The organism is Pseudomonas sp. FW300-N1A1 (assembly GCF_058789115.1).
The window spans coordinates 118,589-134,988 of sequence record NZ_JBYTBK010000001.1 but is presented as its reverse complement, the minus strand read 5'-3'; the positions used below and the strand labels follow the sequence as shown (position 1 = coordinate 134,988).

Annotated in this window: 13 protein-coding genes, 3 tRNA genes and 1 pseudogene; 6 read left to right on the top strand and 11 right to left on the bottom strand. The window is 58.3% G+C overall.

Annotated features, from left to right (window positions below; translation table 11 throughout):
• Positions 1–62: 62 nt before the first annotated feature.
• The 3 genes from clpX to tig form a co-directional block, all read right to left on the bottom strand.
• Positions 63–1,346: an ATP-dependent Clp protease ATP-binding subunit ClpX gene (gene clpX, locus AC3WQN_RS00700; RefSeq protein WP_103399296.1), complete on the bottom strand. Its 1,284-nt coding sequence runs from the start codon at positions 1,344–1,346 to the stop codon at positions 63–65.
• Between the two features lie 111 nt (positions 1,347–1,457).
• Positions 1,458–2,093 (bottom strand): ATP-dependent Clp endopeptidase proteolytic subunit ClpP, encoded by a 636-nt coding sequence (gene clpP, locus AC3WQN_RS00695; RefSeq protein WP_095078892.1) that lies wholly within the window; start codon positions 2,091–2,093, stop codon positions 1,458–1,460.
• Positions 2,094–2,185: 92 nt separating this feature from the next.
• Positions 2,186–3,496, bottom strand: coding sequence for a trigger factor (tig, locus tag AC3WQN_RS00690; RefSeq protein WP_103399297.1), 1,311 nt, complete (start codon positions 3,494–3,496; stop codon positions 2,186–2,188).
• A 952-nt stretch (positions 3,497–4,448) separates the two neighbouring features.
• Between tig and AC3WQN_RS00685 the strand changes: the two genes are divergently transcribed.
• From AC3WQN_RS00685 to AC3WQN_RS00675, 3 genes are read left to right on the top strand one after another with little or no spacing between them, the layout of a single operon-like run.
• The gene (locus AC3WQN_RS00685) at positions 4,449–5,741 is read left to right on the top strand and encodes a sialidase family protein (protein ID WP_103399298.1); all 1,293 of its coding nucleotides are present in this window, start codon (positions 4,449–4,451) and stop codon (positions 5,739–5,741) included.
• A complete protein-coding gene (locus AC3WQN_RS00680; protein WP_103399299.1) occupies positions 5,738–6,349 on the top strand; it encodes a hypothetical protein in 612 nt (203 codons plus the stop codon). The genes AC3WQN_RS00685 and AC3WQN_RS00680 overlap by 4 nt, the downstream gene beginning before the upstream one ends.
• A gap of 33 nt (positions 6,350–6,382) precedes the next feature.
• Positions 6,383–8,419, top strand: coding sequence for an LTA synthase family protein (locus AC3WQN_RS00675; RefSeq protein WP_103399300.1), 2,037 nt, complete (start codon positions 6,383–6,385; stop codon positions 8,417–8,419).
• A gap of 50 nt (positions 8,420–8,469) precedes the next feature.
• Here the strand turns inward: AC3WQN_RS00675 and AC3WQN_RS00670 are convergent.
• From AC3WQN_RS00670 to AC3WQN_RS00655, 4 genes and pseudogenes are all read right to left on the bottom strand, one after another.
• Positions 8,470–8,900: pseudogene (locus tag AC3WQN_RS00670) on the bottom strand (DNA adenine methylase); the annotation flags it as partial.
• Positions 8,901–9,108: 208 nt separating this feature from the next.
• Positions 9,109–9,193, bottom strand: a tRNA-Leu gene (locus tag AC3WQN_RS00665).
• A 56-nt stretch (positions 9,194–9,249) separates the two neighbouring features.
• Positions 9,250–9,325 (bottom strand) — tRNA-His (locus AC3WQN_RS00660).
• A 41-nt stretch (positions 9,326–9,366) separates the two neighbouring features.
• Positions 9,367–9,443, bottom strand: a tRNA-Arg gene (locus AC3WQN_RS00655).
• A 280-nt stretch (positions 9,444–9,723) separates the two neighbouring features.
• On the opposite strand from AC3WQN_RS00655, the gene folD reads away from it, so the two are divergent.
• A complete protein-coding gene (folD, locus tag AC3WQN_RS00650; RefSeq protein WP_095078887.1) occupies positions 9,724–10,578 on the top strand; it encodes a bifunctional methylenetetrahydrofolate dehydrogenase/methenyltetrahydrofolate cyclohydrolase FolD in 855 nt (284 codons plus the stop codon).
• 235 nt (positions 10,579–10,813) lie between these two features.
• Positions 10,814–11,752 (top strand): D-alanyl-D-alanine endopeptidase, encoded by a 939-nt coding sequence (pbpG, locus tag AC3WQN_RS00645; RefSeq protein ID WP_103399301.1) that lies wholly within the window; start codon positions 10,814–10,816, stop codon positions 11,750–11,752.
• A gap of 67 nt (positions 11,753–11,819) precedes the next feature.
• On the opposite strand, the gene AC3WQN_RS00640 is transcribed toward pbpG, so the two are convergent.
• From AC3WQN_RS00640 to AC3WQN_RS00630, 3 genes are all read right to left on the bottom strand, one after another.
• On the bottom strand, positions 11,820–12,494 hold the full coding sequence (locus AC3WQN_RS00640; protein ID WP_103399302.1) for a peptidase C39 family protein: 675 nt from the start codon (positions 12,492–12,494) through the stop codon (positions 11,820–11,822).
• A gap of 468 nt (positions 12,495–12,962) precedes the next feature.
• Positions 12,963–13,712, bottom strand: a complete 750-nt coding sequence (locus AC3WQN_RS00635) for a TerC family protein (protein WP_095143673.1) — start codon at positions 13,710–13,712, stop codon at positions 12,963–12,965.
• A 29-nt stretch (positions 13,713–13,741) separates the two neighbouring features.
• The gene (locus tag AC3WQN_RS00630) at positions 13,742–13,990 is read right to left on the bottom strand and encodes a hypothetical protein (protein WP_103399385.1); all 249 of its coding nucleotides are present in this window, start codon (positions 13,988–13,990) and stop codon (positions 13,742–13,744) included.
• A 136-nt stretch (positions 13,991–14,126) separates the two neighbouring features.
• On the opposite strand from AC3WQN_RS00630, the gene nhaR reads away from it, so the two are divergent.
• Positions 14,127–15,026, top strand: coding sequence for a transcriptional activator NhaR (nhaR, locus tag AC3WQN_RS00625; RefSeq protein WP_103399386.1), 900 nt, complete (start codon positions 14,127–14,129; stop codon positions 15,024–15,026).
• On the opposite strand, the gene AC3WQN_RS00620 is transcribed toward nhaR, so the two are convergent.
• Complete coding sequence (locus AC3WQN_RS00620; protein ID WP_103399303.1) at positions 15,023–16,186, bottom strand: MFS transporter; 1,164 nt, start codon at positions 16,184–16,186, stop codon at positions 15,023–15,025. The two genes, nhaR and AC3WQN_RS00620, sit on opposite strands and share 4 nt — an antisense overlap.
• Positions 16,187–16,400 lie beyond the last annotated feature (214 nt).

Here is a 16,400-nt window from a genome sequence, read left to right as displayed (position 1 = left end):
CACTGAACCCGCTAAAAGCAAAGGGGCCCGTAGGCCCCTTCTTTAAACCAGCAGTGCGACGCTTACGCGTCTGGCGCTGCCTTGGCAGCCGGCTCACTGTTTTCGTAGATAAACAGTGGCTTGGACTTGCCTTCTATAACGCTTTCATCGATCACTACTTTACTCACCTCGGACTGCGAGGGGATTTCATACATAGTGTCGAGCAGTACGCCTTCGAGGATCGAACGCAATCCACGAGCACCGGTCTTGCGTTCCAGTGCGCGCTTGGCGACCGATTTCAGGGCGTCGGAGCGGAACTCCAGGTCTACGCCTTCCATCTCGAACAGCTTGGCATACTGTTTGGTCAGAGCATTTTTCGGCTCGGTGAGGATCTGCATCAGCGCAGCCTCGTCGAGCTCGTCAAGCGTCGCCAGGACCGGCAGACGACCGACGAATTCCGGGATCAGACCGAACTTGACCAGATCGTCAGGCTCGACTTCACGCAGGGACTCACCCACCTTCTTGCCTTCTTCCTTGCTGCGCACTTCCGCGTTGAAACCGATACCGCCCTTGGTGGAACGGTTTTGAATAACCTTTTCCAGACCGGAGAACGCACCACCGCAGATGAACAGGATGTTACGGGTGTCGACCTGAAGGAATTCCTGTTGCGGGTGCTTGCGACCGCCTTGTGGCGGAACGGAAGCGACCGTGCCTTCGATCAACTTGAGCAGGGCCTGCTGCACGCCTTCACCGGAAACGTCCCGAGTGATCGACGGGTTGTCGGACTTGCGCGAAATCTTGTCGATTTCATCGATATAGACAATGCCCATCTGGGCCTTTTCCACGTCGTAATCGCACTTCTGCAACAGCTTCTGAATGATGTTCTCGACATCCTCACCCACGTAACCCGCCTCGGTGAGGGTGGTTGCGTCGGCGATAGTGAACGGAACGTTCAGCAAACGAGCCAGTGTTTCGGCAAGCAGGGTCTTACCCGAGCCTGTCGGGCCGATCAGCAAGATGTTGCTCTTGCCGAGTTCGACGTCGTCACTCTTCTTGTCACGCTGGTTGAGGCGCTTGTAGTGGTTGTACACCGCTACGGCCAGAACCTTTTTCGCACGCTCCTGACCAATCACATACTGGTCAAGGATGCCGCTGATTTCTTTAGGCGAAGGCAATTTATGCGCGCTGCTCTCGGCCTGGGCTTCCTGCACCTCCTCACGGATGATGTCATTGCACAGGTCGACGCACTCGTCGCAGATAAAGACCGAGGGGCCGGCAATCAATTTGCGTACTTCATGCTGGCTTTTGCCACAGAAGGAGCAATAGAGCAGCTTGCCGTTGTCCTCGCCGTTGCGGGTGTCAGTCATTCGTTCGATCCAAATTCGATAGGCTTGCAACACAAGATGAAGGCTATTGCGGGCTTTTTCAAGCCCGCCAGTGATCAGACCAGCCGACCAGCCTGTTTTGAGCTGCTTATTTTAAGCGGGGCGCTGGGTGATCACTTCATCGATCAAGCCATACTCACGCGCGGCTTCTGAACTCATGAAGTTGTCGCGGTTGGTATCGCGCTCGATTTCTTCAAGGGTGCGTCCGCTGTGCTTGGCCATCAACGTGTTGAGGCGCTCACGAATGAAGAGGATTTCCTTGGCATGGATTTCGATATCCGACGCCTGGCCCTGGAAACCGCCCAGTGGCTGGTGAATCATCACTCGCGAGTTCGGCAGGCAGTAACGCTTGCCAGGAGCACCGGCCGTCAGCAGGAACGCGCCCATGCTGCACGCCTGGCCGATACAGGTGGTCGACACGTTGGGTTTGATGAACTGCATGGTGTCGTAGATCGACATACCCGCAGTCACCGAACCGCCCGGGGAGTTGATATAGAGATGGATGTCCTTGTCCGGATTTTCCGCTTCAAGGAACAGCAGTTGCGCACAGATCAGGTTGGCCATGTAGTCCTCTACCGGGCCAACCAGAAAGATCACACGCTCCTTGAGCAGGCGCGAGTAAATGTCGTAGGCGCGCTCGCCACGAGCGGACTGCTCGACAACCATCGGGACCAGACCGCCTGCGGCCTGGATATCAGAGTTCTGCTGAATATACGAATTACGGAACATGCTCTGCAGTCACTCCCAAATAGTTATGTCTTGAATACGCATAAGCCAGCTCGAGAGCTGGCTTATGGTGTGTGCTTCTAACGCAAAATCAATCAGTCGGCTTGTGGAGCTTCTACCGGCTTGACTGCTTCTTCGTAAGAGACCGATTTGTCGGTCACGCTAGCTTTCTGCAGAACAGTATCCACAACTTGCTCTTCCAGCACAACCGAACGAACTTCGTTCAGTTGCTGGTCATTTTTGTAGTACCAGGACACAACTTGCTCTGGCTCCTGGTAGGCCGAAGCCATTTCCTGGATCAGTTCGCGAACGCGGGTTTCGTCAGGCTTGAGGTCGTATTGCTTGACCACTTCAGCCACGACCAGACCCAGCACAACGCGACGCTTGGCTTGTTCTTCGAACAGCTCGGCCGGCAGTTGATCAGGCTTGATGTTGCCACCGAACTGCTGAACAGCCTGCACGCGCAGACGGTTCACTTCGTTCTCCAGCAGCGCCTTTGGCACTTCGATCGGGTTGGCGGCCAGCAGACCGTCCATTACCTGATTCTTGACCTTGGATTTGATCGCCTGACGCAGCTCACGCTCCATGTTCTTGCGAACTTCGGCGCGGAAACCGTCGATACCCGACTCCTTGATACCGAACTGGGCGAAGAATTCTTCGGTCAGCTCAGGCAGTTTCGGCTCGGATACCGAGTTGACGGTCACGGTGAACTCGGCTGCTTTGTTAGCCAGGTCCAGGTTCTGGTAGTTTTCCGGGAAGGTCAGGTTCAGAACGCGCTCTTCGCCCGCCTTCGCACCCACCAGGCCTTCTTCGAAGCCAGGAATCATGCGGCCGGAACCCAGAACCAGCTGGGTACCCTTGGCCGAACCACCGGCGAAGACTTCACCGTCAACCTTGCCAACGAAATCGATGTTCAACTGGTCTTCGTTCTGAGCAGCACGCTCAACGGCTTCGAAGCGAACGTTCTGCTTGCGCAGGATGTCCAGCATCTTGTCCAGGTCGGCGTCAGTCACTTCAGCGCTCTGGCGCTCGACCGCGATGGAGTCGAAACCGGCAACGGTGAACTCAGGGAACACTTCGAACGTTGCTACGAATTCCAGGTCCTTGCCCTTTTCCAGGACTTTTGGCTCTACCGAAGGAGCGCCAGCCGGGTTCAGCTTTTGCTCGACAATGGCTTCGTAGAAAGAAGCCTGGATCACGTCGCCTACAGCTTCCTGACGCGCATCAGCTTCATAACGCTGACGGATCACGCTCATCGGCACTTTGCCAGGACGGAAGCCTGCAATCTTGGCCTTTTGGGCAGTCTGCTGCAGACGCTTGTTGACTTGAGTCTCAATGCGCTCAGCTGGCACGGTGATGCTCATGCGGCGCTCAAGAGCAGAAGTATTTTCAACAGAAACTTGCATGGATATTCCTCGTTGCACAGACGTTAGCCGGCCGTTTCCGACCCCAGAATCAAGGGCATGCATTCTAGTGGGTCAAACTCAAGAAGTCACCCTACTGAAAACGGGTAAAAACGCAGCAGGCCATTTAGCGGCGAGGACAAACGGTTGAGCCTCGCCATGAGAGCAAATACAGCGAATCACGCCAGGGCTCTGCACCACCCCTTCTATATATAGAAGGAACCGGTCGGCTTCTCCCTGGTTGCGGTCTCGCCAGGAGACCGACGGGCAAATCAGGCATCATCGTGAAACATGTTTTCGACGAGCCGCACACCCTACCAGCACAAAATCCACCGTCATATCGAAAAAGTTCGAACGACCGAAACAAAAACGGCGCAGGCCTTTTCAGGAACTGCGCCGTTTTCTGCTATCAAATAGCTACTTGCAGGGGGCGGAGAGACTCGAAACAAACCCGAAAACTCCCGCCATTGCTGGACCTGACAACGCAAGCCCCCTTCAAGTGTACTTACAAGTTGTACTGATCCGTTGCCGCCAGACCAGTTCGACTTAACCGAAACGGGCTGCGATTCTACCGCCAAGGCATTGAGAATGCTCGGTTTTTATTGACGCCACTGCCCCGATACTCTGCCGACCGAACAGCCCCTCCCTGCTGCGCCCGTCCCATGCGGCTACGCTGAACCCCCCCTGGAGGATTTTCGACATGTGAACCACCCCGGCTTCATAGGCACCTCCATGCCTCACACCACATATGAAGATGGATTACCCACTCGACGTCGGAGGGTGGCTGGAATTGAGCAGTCTGAACCTGCACTGACAGTATCGTCCGACGCACGGCTCCGGCAAAAAGGTCAAGAAACAGCAGCATTCACTTACAATGTAACAGCCCAATGCAATCAGACTGGCGTCCCGCCGTGATACTTTGCGGCGCTTGATCGGGCCAGGAGATGCCTTAAGTATGCGCATCAAACGCCCCAGCCCCGTTTTCGGTGGCTACTTTGTCCTTTGTTGCTTGTTTTTCGCCGCATGGCTCACCCATCCCGCCCCGGTGCATTCCACGTTTGCCTTGATGAAACCGGTGCCGGCCGTGGCCGATGCCGCCAAGCCCATTTACACCAGCCGATTCGCCTCTTCCGGGCTTGTGGACTTCGTGCACTCTTCGGCAGTAACCGCCCTGCCTGACGGCAGCCTGATGGCGGTCTGGTTCGCTGGCACTCGCGAAGGCGCAGCCGATGTGCAGGTGCGCTCTGCCCGCTTTGACGCAAAAACCGGCGAATGGGGCGCAGAACAAGTACTGGTCACTCGGGATTCGACTGAACAGGGCACCCGAAAATACATTCGCAAACTGGGTAACCCGGTCGTTGCCCTCGCGCCGGACAATCGTCTTTGGTTGTTTTACGTATCGGTATCCATGGGTGGCTGGGCCGGTAGTGCGGTCAATGTGATGGTCTCGAGTGACTTTGGTCGCCAATGGTCCGCGCCACGCCAATTGATCACTTCACCTTTTCTGAACATCAGCACCCTGGTCCGCTCGGCGCCGGTGTTTCATGCCGACGGGTCTATCGGCTTGCCTGTCTATCACGAGTTCCTGGGCAAGTTTGCGGAGTACCTGTACTTGAGCGCAGACGGTGAAGTGATCGATAAGTACCGCATCAGCCACGGCAATAACTCGTTGCAACCCACAGTGGTTCCATTGGATGGGCAGCGCGGTATCGCCATGCTGCGTTACGCCGGCGACACCCACCACCGCGTACTGGCGACTCGCACTGAAGATGCAGGGCAAACCTGGAGTGAACCCTACCCACTCGATCCATCGAATCCGAACTCCTCGCTGGCGGCCGTCGCGACGCCCGAGCACGGGTTGCTGGTCGCACTCAATGACCTGCAGGAGGGGCGCTTCAAGCTGAGCCTTTACAAGACCGACGCCGAAATGGCCGATTGGCATTCATTGCGAGACCTGGACAAATCACCCGACCCAGAGGGTGACGCGTTTTCACCCGAGGCCTACAAGGAAATCATCGGCAAAGAGTTTCGCGACTCCAGTGGCGCACTGCGCCAACCGCTGGAGGCGCAGTTCCTGAACAACCTCAACGGCCGCGTCTGTAAAAAACAAGGGTGTGACTTTGAATATGAATACCCTTACTTCATTCGCAGTCCAGACGGGCTTTATCACCTGGTTTACTCCTGGAACAACACCTTTATCAAACACGTCACCTTCAACGAAGCGTGGCTGGCGGAGCGTGCCCATTGACCAATCTCTGGCAGGCCCATATCAGCTTCGCAATGATCATCTTCCTGCTGCTACCCTCTTTCGGCTTGAAGCGGGTCGGCGGTCTGACGCTCTTGCTCGCCTTGCTGGCTGCCAGCTTCATACCGCTTGACGGCTTGTCACTGGCCGCGTACTTGCGCAGCCATATCGATGACCTGGCGATCACGACCCTGGCACTCCTGGCCTGGGGATGTTTACGCCGACTGGACGCCTTGCCGCCTGCCCCGCAAGGTCAAGCCGGCGTCTTGATGATCTTCGCCGCGGCGACCCTGGTGCTGTATCCGGCAACCCTGGGATTGAGCGACCTGGACCCTTATCGGTTCGGCTTCAGCCCGCGCCCAATGCTGCTGTTCGTTGCACTGCTCACGCTGGGCCTGTTTTACCTGCGTAACTACCTGGCCGTCGTGATGCTGGCCTGCGCGACACTCGCCTTCATTATCGAAATCAAGCCTTCGCAGAATTACTGGGATTACCTGATTGATCCACTGCTCGGCCTGTATTGCTGCACGGCGCTGTTGATACGCGCCACGCGCTGGACCTACGGTCGGCTAAACATGCTACGCGGCGGCGCATCAAACGGATCCGCTTGAAACTCAACGACATTACTCAATAGGGGAGCATGGATGGGCTGGCTACATTCAAGACGCTTGCATTACTGGCTTGGCGCAACGGCAATTGTGTTTGCGCTGTTTGCGCTGCTGCGGGTGGTGTTTTTTTTCGGCTTTTCCGGCTTCGACGCCAGAGCCCTGATCGACGAACAGGCCGTCGGGGAAACCCTGGGCATCGGCTTTCGTTTTGACCTGCGCCTGGCCATCCTGGTCATGCTGCCGCTGGCATTGCTGGCGTGGCTCCCCCGCTGGAACCTTGTCAGCAGCCGCCTGGCGCGCCGGATCGCACGGGTATATCTGGCCGCCACCCTCAGCGCCCTGCTGCTGGTCTACATCATCGATTTTGGCCACTACGCCTACCTGGGCGTAAGGATCAATGCTACCGTGCTGCGCTTCATCGATGATGCGCAAATATCCCGCGGCATGGTCTGGCAATCCTACCCAGTCATCTGGATTTCACTGGGCTGGCTGACAACAGTCGCGGTGGTGACACTGGCCCTGGTGCGCCTGGAACGCGTGACACTGGACCGCCCCGGCAAAACCATTCACCCGCTCTCCGCTACATGGGGCAGCGCATTGATGGTCGTGCTGGTGCTACTGGGTATTTTGGGCCGTGTCGAAAACATCAACCTGGAAAACCCTGTTCCACTGCGCTGGAGCGATGCCTTCTTCTCGGGCAACAACCAGATCGCTGCGCTGGGCCTGAACCCGGTGATTTTCCTCTACGACACGGTCAAGGTCGGTCAGTCGCGCTATGACGAAGCGCAGGTGCGCGAGCACTATGCGGTCATGGCCAACTACCTGGGTGTTGATCAGCCCGATCCACATACCATGAACTTCGTACGCCACCAGGCACCACAACCCTACAAAGTACCGGGCTCGCGACCACCGAACGTGATGTTTGTCATGCTTGAATCGCTGGGCACCAGCGCCGTCGGGGCCTACGGCAACCCGATCAATCCGACGCCCAATCTCGATCGCCTGGCCACCCAGAGCTGGTTCTTCAAGCACTTCTATGTGCCGGTGACGGGGACCGCAAAAACCGTCTGGGCCAGTATTAGCGGGGTGCCTGACGTCACGCGTCAGGAAACCGCAACGCGCAATCCGCTGATCACCAATCAGCACACCCTGATCAATGCCTTCGCCGACTACGAGAAGATCTACACCATTGGCGGTAACTCCGGCTGGGCCAATATGAATGCCTTGATTCGGCAAAGCATCGACGGCGTTCGCCTGCTCGAAGAACGGGATTGGAAATCTCCGGCAGTGGATGTCTGGGGGATCTCGGACCTGGACTTGTTCAAGGAAACCGACAAAGTCCTGCAAGCACTGCCCAAGGACAAACCCTTCTTTGCCTATGTACAGACGGCCGGCAACCATCGCCCCTTCACGATCCCCAAGACCAACGATGGATTCGAGGTCAAGCACCCGACCCTGGCCGAAGTCCAGGCCGCCGGATCGCGCAGCGTCGAACAGTACAACGCGGTGCGCCTGCTGGACTTCAACATCGGGCGCCTGATGGAAATAGCCAAGGCAGGCGGCTACTACGACAACACCATTTTCGTGCTGTTTGGCGACCATAACACCCGAATCGCCCAGATCCCGTTCCTGGCGCCGGCTTATGAGCAACTGGGCCTGGAAAGCAACGCAGTCCCCATGATCATTCACGCGCCAGGTTTGCTTGGGACGCGCACGGTCGAGGAAGCGGTTGGCCTGGCGGACTTGCTGCCAACCGTGGCGGGCATGGTCGGTCTTGAGTTTCGCAACAGCGGCATGGGGCGCGACATTCAGCAGCCCGCCCCCGAAGGTGAACGCGTGGTACCACTGGTATTACGCGAGGGAACGTTCCCGCTGATTGCGGGCGTGACTCAACACTATATGGTGCAGATGGAGCACGACGGCAGCTCGCCAACCCTCCACGACCTCGCCTCAACGACTCCACGGGACAACGTGGCCGACAAACACCCTGAAGAGTTCAAACGCCTGACGCTGCTGACCCGTGGCATGCATGAAACTTCAAGGCTGATGCTGTTCCAGAACGTGCGCAAGTGACATGTACGAGCTGAACGGCCAATGGTCGCTTCAGCTCGAAAACACTGACGTCAAAACGACCCGGCCAAGGCTGCTGACTCCCTGCTCATGATCAGCAGCTTCGATCTTTGCCTACCGCTGGCTGGTCGTGGCATAGCGGATAGCCCACATCTCAACACCCCCCCCAAAAAACACCCGGCGAATGACCGGGTGATCGTTGATGCTGACTCCCCCCCTTGCAGCGGCATATGAAATCGGCCGTGCGCGCGTAGCTCTCGAATGGAAAACCCACTCCATACCCTGCGATCCGCGTAGCGGAAGGTATGAACACGCCCATAGCACGCAATGCGCTCAAGCCAGGGCAGATTTTCGACACACGTGCCGGACAGGCGTTGCCATGCGACTGAGAAGCTTCCTTCAATGCGCAGCACGTTGATCGATGGGAGGGTGGCGCGCCGAAGACCTGTCCGGACACCCTGCCAGCAAAGGCATGGTGCCGCAGGCAGACAAGTTCTGTTCTGGACTTTGCTCGCCTGGCGACGCTGTCAGCGGGGGACATTGGTACACCACCAGAAGACCACACTGGCGAAAGCACTAACGTTTTGCGGATCGTGGCGAACGACCACGAACGTCCAGACAACAAAAAAGCCGCACTAGGCGGCTTTCTGTTGGGTTTCGCGGACTATGGTAAATCACTGCGAATACTTGTTTGGTGCGGACGGAGAGACTCGAACTCTCACACCTTGCGGCGCTGGAACCTAAATCCAGTGTGTCTACCAATTCCACCACATCCGCGTATCAAGCTTTTAAAGCAAAGGCGCCAGACTATTAATCTGGCGCCTTTCTAAATATGGGGTGGACGAAGGGGATCGAACCCTCGACAACGGGAGTCACAATCCCGTGCTCTACCAACTGAGCTACGCCCACCATATTGCCATGTTGCGTTACTTGTGCCAAAGCTGCCTAATTGGCGCACCCGGCAGGACTCGAACCTGCGACCATCCGCTTAGAAGGCGGATGCTCTATCCAGCTGAGCTACGGGCGCCTTGTTAATCTGTATTCTTGGACGATTACAAACTAAGTGCTTTCAGTCTCACCGAATCAAACATCAATTCTGATCAACCTTCTTAACCAGTGCTAGGCTGTGCCCGACAAGTGCGACGAATGTTATAGGTGAGTCCGAAGGTCGTCAACTCTTTTTTAAAAAAAATTCATTTTATTTAAGGGGTTAGGGGAATTTGCAGACCAAGCGCCTTTGCCCTCACGCCCTGACATGCGAGAATGCGCTCTCTTTTCTTCCCCCTCTCGATGGTTAATCACGCGCAATGACAGCACAACTAATCGACGGCAAATCGATCGCCGCCAGCCTGCGCCAGCAGATCGCCAAACGTGTCGCCGAGCGTCGCGAGCAAGGCCTGCGCACGCCCGGCCTCGCGGTGATCCTGGTCGGCAGCGATCCCGCCTCTCAGGTTTATGTCTCGCACAAGCGTAAAGACTGTGAAGAGGTCGGCTTCCTCTCCCAAGCCTATGACCTGCCCGCTGACACCACCCAGCAAGCCCTGACCGACCTGATCGACCGTCTTAATGACGACCCGAACATCGACGGCGTGCTGCTGCAGCTGCCTCTACCTGAACACCTGGATGCCTCCAAACTGCTGGAACGCATTCGCCCGGACAAAGACGTCGATGGTTTCCATCCTTATAACGTCGGCCGCCTGGCACAACGCATCCCCCTGCTGCGCCCATGCACACCCAAAGGCATCATGACCTTGCTGGAAAGCACCGGTGCCGACCTGTACGGCATGAACGCAGTGGTGGTCGGCGCCTCCAACATTGTCGGTCGCCCGATGGCGATGGAGCTGTTGCTGGCCGGCTGCACCGTCACCGTCACCCACCGCTTCACCAAGGACCTGGCCGGCCACGTCGGCCGCGCCGACCTGGTGGTCGTGGCCGCCGGCAAGCCGGGCCTGGTCAAGGGCGAGTGGATCAAGGAAGGCGCCATCGTCATCGACGTCGGCATCAACCGCCAGGAAGATGGCAAGCTGGTCGGCGACGTGATCTACGACACCGCCCTGCCCCGCGCCGGCTGGATTACCCCGGTACCTGGCGGCGTTGGCCCGATGACCCGTGCCTGCCTGCTGGAAAACACGCTCTACGCGGCGGAAACCCTGCACGGCTGAGTGCAACGCTTCACCGGTGCCCTACGAGAAACCCCGCCACCCGGCGGGGTTTCTCGTTTGTGGACGGCCTAAAGGCTATTCGTCGAAAACCCCTGTTTTTTAGCCGAAAACAAGGACTTTCATCTGCCCTCCGAAGAACATTCGACAGTTCCTCAACTACGCTCATAAAATGTAACGTTTTTCTGGAAAAAGCCCGTTGCACAACGGCATACCCACATTTATCGAGTCCACTCGCGTGAAAATCCGTCTTTCTATCCTGAGTCTCTTGTTTGCATTTTCAGGCACTGTCATCACGTCGAACGTCGATGCTGGTGAAACCACTGCGGCACCTCGCGACCCCTCGAAACTGCATATCGCCTCGGGCAGCGCCATGCTGATCGACTTGCAGACCAACAAAATCGTCTATGCCAGCAACCCCGATGTCGTGGTGCCCATCGCCTCGGTGACCAAGCTGATGACCGGCCTGGTGGTGCTGGAAGCCAAGCAGAATATGGATGAATACATTTCCGTAACCATCACCAACACTCCGGAAATGAAAGGCGTGTTCTCGCGGGTCAAGCTCAACAGCGAGCTGTCGCGCAAGGAAATGCTGCTGATCACCCTGATGTCCTCGGAAAACCGCGCGGCCGCGAGCCTGGCCCACCACTACCCGGGTGGCTATGCCGCCTTTATTGCCGCCATGAACGCCAAGGCCAAGGCGCTAGGCATGACCAGCACCCACTACGTCGAGCCTACCGGCCTGTCCACCAGCAACGTGTCCACGGCACGGGACCTGAGCAAACTGCTGCAAGCGGCGCGCAAGTACCCGATGTTGAGTGAGTTGAGCAGCACCAAGGAAAAAACCGTGGCGTTCCGCAAACCCAGCTATACCTTGGGCTTTCGCAACACCGATCACCTGGTCCGCAAGGACAATTGGGATATCCAGCTGACCAAGACCGGCTTCACCAACAAGGCGGGGCACTGCCTGGTACTGGTCACCCGCATGGGGAATCGCCCGGTATCACTGGTGATTCTCGACGCCTTCGGCAAATACACCCACTTTGCCGACGCCACCCGCATCCGCCAGTGGGTTGAAACCGGCAAGAGCAGCCCGGTGCCGGCAGCGGCCCTGCACTACAAAGCGAACAAGAACCTGAAAAGCCGCCAGACCGGCGTGGCACAGACCGCCGAGTAACGCACTCATCAAGGCCCCGACACCCGTCAGGCCCCTCATCGAAAACGGCGCCTCTGGGCGCCGTTTCTCATGGCTGGGCGTTCAACGCCCCGGTCGCCCGGGCAGCAGCCTGCTCCTGCCCCGCCTGGGCCAGGTCATTGGCCGCACTCAGCCAGCGCTGCCGGTCGACACTGGCGGGAACCTGGGTCGGCGCCTGGATCAGTACGGCCCAACCGCCCGCGTCCTTGAAGGCCGACTCAAAGGCGTTGAAGTCCAGCAACAGGCGACGGTTCATGCCCGAGCGCAGCAGCACAGTCTGCTTCTGGCGATTGTACCCGGCAAGAATGGCGTACCTGGGCTCCTTCCAGAAGGCCGAACCCTCGGTATAGCGCAACAACACCGGATAACCCGCCGCGACCTGGGTCAACAACGCCGGCAAGTTGCTGTCCAGCGGGTACACGACCATGCCGTATTCACGCGCCAGCTTAGACATGTTCTGCTGCAGCTGCGCTTCGGCACCCGGCAAATGCAACGGCTTGTCGAGCAACCCCGGCGTGATCACGACACCCTGCTGGAACAGCAGGCTGGCCAGGGTTTGCGGCCCACTCTGGTAAGCCTCGCCACGGTAGAACCTGCCGTTGAGCTCGACACGCTCGGGCAGGCGCTTGATTTCAGGTTGCACGCTCCCGGCACAACCGGCCAGGCTCAAGACGCAGGCCGCAGCCAGCAAGGCGAAGCGAAATCGAGGAAGTACCGGCAACATCAATCACTCACTTGTTCAGGTGCCGGTCAGCAATCTTCCGGCTTGGGCACTGATCATAGCAGCGCTATAGCGGTAAACGGCAGTCACCCGCCACTGATAGAGCGAACGGGTTGGAGGCTCACGACTATTGGTCAATTGCCTGCAACACATCTGCGGCTAGACTGACACCTGCAAAGCGTATCTGCCCGAAGCAGGGCAAAGAGGAGGCACCGATGAGCCTGACAGCAATAATCCTGATGCTGATAGGTGGCTGGCTGGCCGTTGCAGCCGCCATGCTTTGGGGTGTGTTGCGCATCACCCGCAGACACCATCATGCCTACAGAGCACCGCAAGCCCCCGCTAAACACGAGAAACCTGCACGGCGTCACGCGTCTGCTCATTGAGCGACGCCATCGGTATCCCCATCAAGCAAAACGGCCGTCTGCACGCTTTCGAGCGCAGACGACCGTCGGGTACTGCCGTTAAGGCTTAAGCCTGCTCAGTAAGCTGCTTCTGCCTGGCTCGGCGCGACAACATGTTCAGCGTTTCGATCGCCGCCGAGAACGCCATGGCCGCATAGACGTAGCCTTTCGGTACGTGAGCGCCGAAGCCTTCGGCGATCAGGGTCATGCCGATCATGATCAGGAAGCCCAGCGCCAGCATCACCACCGTCGGATTGTCGTTGATGAACTTGGCCAAAGGCTCGGCCGCCAACAACATCACCAGCACCGACACCAGGACCGCGATGATCATGATCGGCAAATGCTCGGTCATGCCAACCGCGGTAATGATGCTATCGATGGAGAACACCAGGTCGAGCATCAGGATCTGACCGATGGCCGCCGCAAAACCCAGGGTCACCGTCGAAGTTTTCGACGTCGGGTCATCCGGCGACGGATCCATGCTGTGGTGGATTTCCGTGGTCGCCTTCCACAACAGGAACAGGCCGCCGGCAATCAGGATCATGTCTTTCCACGAGAACGCGTGACCGAACACCTCGATCACCGGCTCCGTCAGTTGCACGATGAAAGCAATGGTGCTCAACAGGCCCAGACGCAGGACCAGCGCCATGCTGATACCGATCCGGCGCGCCTTGGCCCGGTGCTGTTCCGGCAGTTTGTTGGTCAGGATCGAGATAAAGATCAGGTTATCGATGCCGAGCACGATCTCCATGACGATCAAGGTGGCCAGGGCGACCCAGGCAGTGGGGCTTGCAGCAAGTTGTAAAAGGTATTCCATGGGTCAGTCCTGACTCGGTGTTAAACGGATTAGATTTCCTGCGACGAACTGTCTTGCTTGTCGTCGTCGGCGGAAGGGTCCTTTTTCTTGATGATGTTCCCGGTGGCGTCGCTCAGGGCCTGCTCCGCCGCCTTGTGGGTGTCGTCGATCGCCTGCTTGGCCGATTCAGCGGCCTTGCCCATCAATTGCTGGGCGCTTTTTTCAGCCTGGTCACAGCCAGTGAGCAACAGCGCAGAAACAGCCAGCAACGAAGCCGCAGTCAAGGATTTGAGTGTCATCATGCTTTCCTCGTTAGAACAGACTCGGCCGAAGTAGTGGCCCGTCAATAGCGAGGCATTCTAAGGAAGGTAATACTTCAGGAAAATTCGTATTTTTAGCGGCTATACTTCGGTTTTTACGAATCGGCGAATGCCCATGCTCAATTATCGGCAACTGCATTACTTCTGGGTCGTGGCCAAAACCGGCAGCATTGTGCGTGCCTGCGAGCAACTGAACCTGACGCCCCAGACCATCAGCGGGCAGATCAGCCTGCTGGAGCAGACCTACGGAATCGAACTGTTCCAGCGAGTTGGACGGCAACTGGAACTGACCGAGGCCGGTCGCCAGACCCTGACCTACGCCGAACAAATGTTTCAACTGGGAGGCGAACTGGAAGCCCTGCTGCGAGCCCAGCCCAACGAGCAACAGATCCTGTTTCGGGTCGGGGTCGCGGACGTGGTGCCCAAATCCATCGTCTATCGCCTGATTGCACCGACCATGGAGCTGCACGAACCGCTGCGCATTACCTGTCGCGAGGACAAGCTGGAGCGCCTGCTGGCCGACCTGGCGATTCAACGGCTGGACCTGGTGATTTCCGACAGCCCGATGCCCTCGCACCTGGACATCAAGGGCTACAGCCAGAAACTCGGCGAGTGCGGGATCAGCTTCTTCGCCACCCGGGAGTTGGTCGAACGCTACGGCAGCGACTTCCCGCGCTGCCTGCATGGCGCCCCCCTGCTGATTCCCGGCCAGGAAACCGTGGTGCGCAGCCGCCTGCAACGCTGGTTTGCCGAACAACGGATCCAGCCGCGGATCGTCGGCGAATTCGATGACAGCGCCTTGATGCAGGCGTTTGGCCAATCCGGCAGCGGAATCTTCATCGGCCCCAGCGTGATTGCCGATGAGGTACGACGCCAGTACGGCGTCGAGCTGATTGGCCAGACCGATGCGGTCAGCGAGTCGTTCTACGCCATCTCGGTGGAGCGCAAGGTCAAGCACCCGGGCATTGTCGCCATTACCGAAGGTGCCCGCCGGGCACTGTTTACCGCACTCTAGAGGCTAGAGGCGCAGACGACCGGCGCCTTGAGCCTCATCAGCAACAGCGCCAACAGGATCGACACCAGGATAAAACCGGCCGCGGCAACGCCCAGACTCCCCAGGCCCAGAGTGTCGATCACCCGCCCGCCCACCAGCGCTCCCAGGCCAATCCCCAGGTTGCCCCCGGCAATGTTCAGCGAGGCGGCGAACGCCGGCGCTTGCGGTGCGGCCTTCATCAGGCGCACATGGCAGACCAGAAACAATGCCGCCTGGGTCACGCCCCAGATGCCCATCGCCGCCGCCAGCCCCAAGGTCGAATGGATACTCGGCACCAGGGCGAGCATGCCGCCGATCATGAACGCGCAGAACACCATCGATGCAATCAGCGGGTGGCGGTCGACCATGCGCCCGCCCAGCGAATTGCCGATCAGGCCGACCGCACCAAACCCCATCAGGCACCACCCCACCACCGTGCCATTGAAACCGGCCAGTCGCTCCAGGATATCGGCCAGGTAGGTGTAGGCGGTGAACATGCCGCTGAACACCAGAATCGACAACAACACATGCCCTTGCATCAACGGACTGCGCAGAATCCTGAACTGCGAAGCGAAACTCACCTGCTGGTTGTGCAGATCGGTTTTCGGCAAGTAGATAAACAGCAGCAAGGCCTTGGCGAAGGCAATCAGCGCCAGAATGCCGAAGGCGCTGCGCCACCCGAACGCATCGGAAATCAGTGTGCCGACGGGAATCCCGAAGACCGTGGCACAGACGATCCCGAAGCCGATCTTGGCAATCGCCCGCCCGGCATAGTCCGGCCCGACGATGTCTACCGCCGTTTCACTGGCCAGCGCCCAGAACACCGGCAACCCCAGCGCCGGTATCAGCCGGGCCACTGCCATCACGCCAATGTTGGGCGCCAGGGCCGCCAGGGTGTTGGCCAGCCCGAACAGGATCAACACGCTGATAAACAGCCGGCGGCGTTCAAAGCGCGCGAAGTACGCCGTCAGGAATGGCCCGAACGCCGCCACGGTAAACGCGAACAAGGTCACCAGCAGCCCCGCCTGGGAAACGCTGACATCGAGGTCGCGAGCGATCGAGGGCAACAGGCCGACAATGATGAACTCCGTGGTCAGCACCGTGAAACCGGCGGCTGACAACAGCAGGATGGGAAACAGCATGGGTAACTCCAGAAAACGACAACGCCAGCGACTGCCCGAAGGCTCACTGAGGAGAGATGAAAATAGAGGATGGCGAATCTTATCAGAGTGCACCTGATCATGCTGGCGGGAACCTGATCCCAGAGGGTGATCTTCAGGCGGCAGATCGTCACAGGACTGAAGGATAACGCCCACGCTGTGATAAAGTCCGCCCCCCGCGAAAGACTGGATGCTC

Excerpts from the sequence above, each read along its gene's own strand:
- AC3WQN_RS00635 (WP_095143673.1), bottom strand. The coding sequence starts at position 13,712 with ATGGAATACCTTTTACAACTTGCTGCAAGCCCCACTGCCTGGGTCGCC.
- AC3WQN_RS00640 (WP_103399302.1), bottom strand. The coding sequence starts at position 12,494 with ATGTTGCCGGTACTTCCTCGATTTCGCTTCGCCTTGCTGGCTGCGGCC.
- tig (WP_103399297.1), bottom strand. The coding sequence starts at position 3,496 with ATGCAAGTTTCTGTTGAAAATACTTCTGCTCTTGAGCGCCGCATGAGC.
- AC3WQN_RS00620 (WP_103399303.1), bottom strand. The coding sequence starts at position 16,186 with ATGCTGTTTCCCATCCTGCTGTTGTCAGCCGCCGGTTTCACGGTGCTG.
- AC3WQN_RS00685 (WP_103399298.1), top strand. The coding sequence starts at position 4,449 with ATGCGCATCAAACGCCCCAGCCCCGTTTTCGGTGGCTACTTTGTCCTT.
- nhaR (WP_103399386.1), top strand. The coding sequence starts at position 14,127 with ATGCTCAATTATCGGCAACTGCATTACTTCTGGGTCGTGGCCAAAACC.
- AC3WQN_RS00675 (WP_103399300.1), top strand. The coding sequence starts at position 6,383 with ATGGGCTGGCTACATTCAAGACGCTTGCATTACTGGCTTGGCGCAACG.
- clpX (WP_103399296.1), bottom strand. The coding sequence starts at position 1,346 with ATGACTGACACCCGCAACGGCGAGGACAACGGCAAGCTGCTCTATTGC.
- folD (WP_095078887.1), top strand. The coding sequence starts at position 9,724 with ATGACAGCACAACTAATCGACGGCAAATCGATCGCCGCCAGCCTGCGC.
- AC3WQN_RS00630 (WP_103399385.1), bottom strand. The coding sequence starts at position 13,990 with ATGACACTCAAATCCTTGACTGCGGCTTCGTTGCTGGCTGTTTCTGCG.
- clpP (WP_095078892.1), bottom strand. The coding sequence starts at position 2,093 with ATGTTCCGTAATTCGTATATTCAGCAGAACTCTGATATCCAGGCCGCA.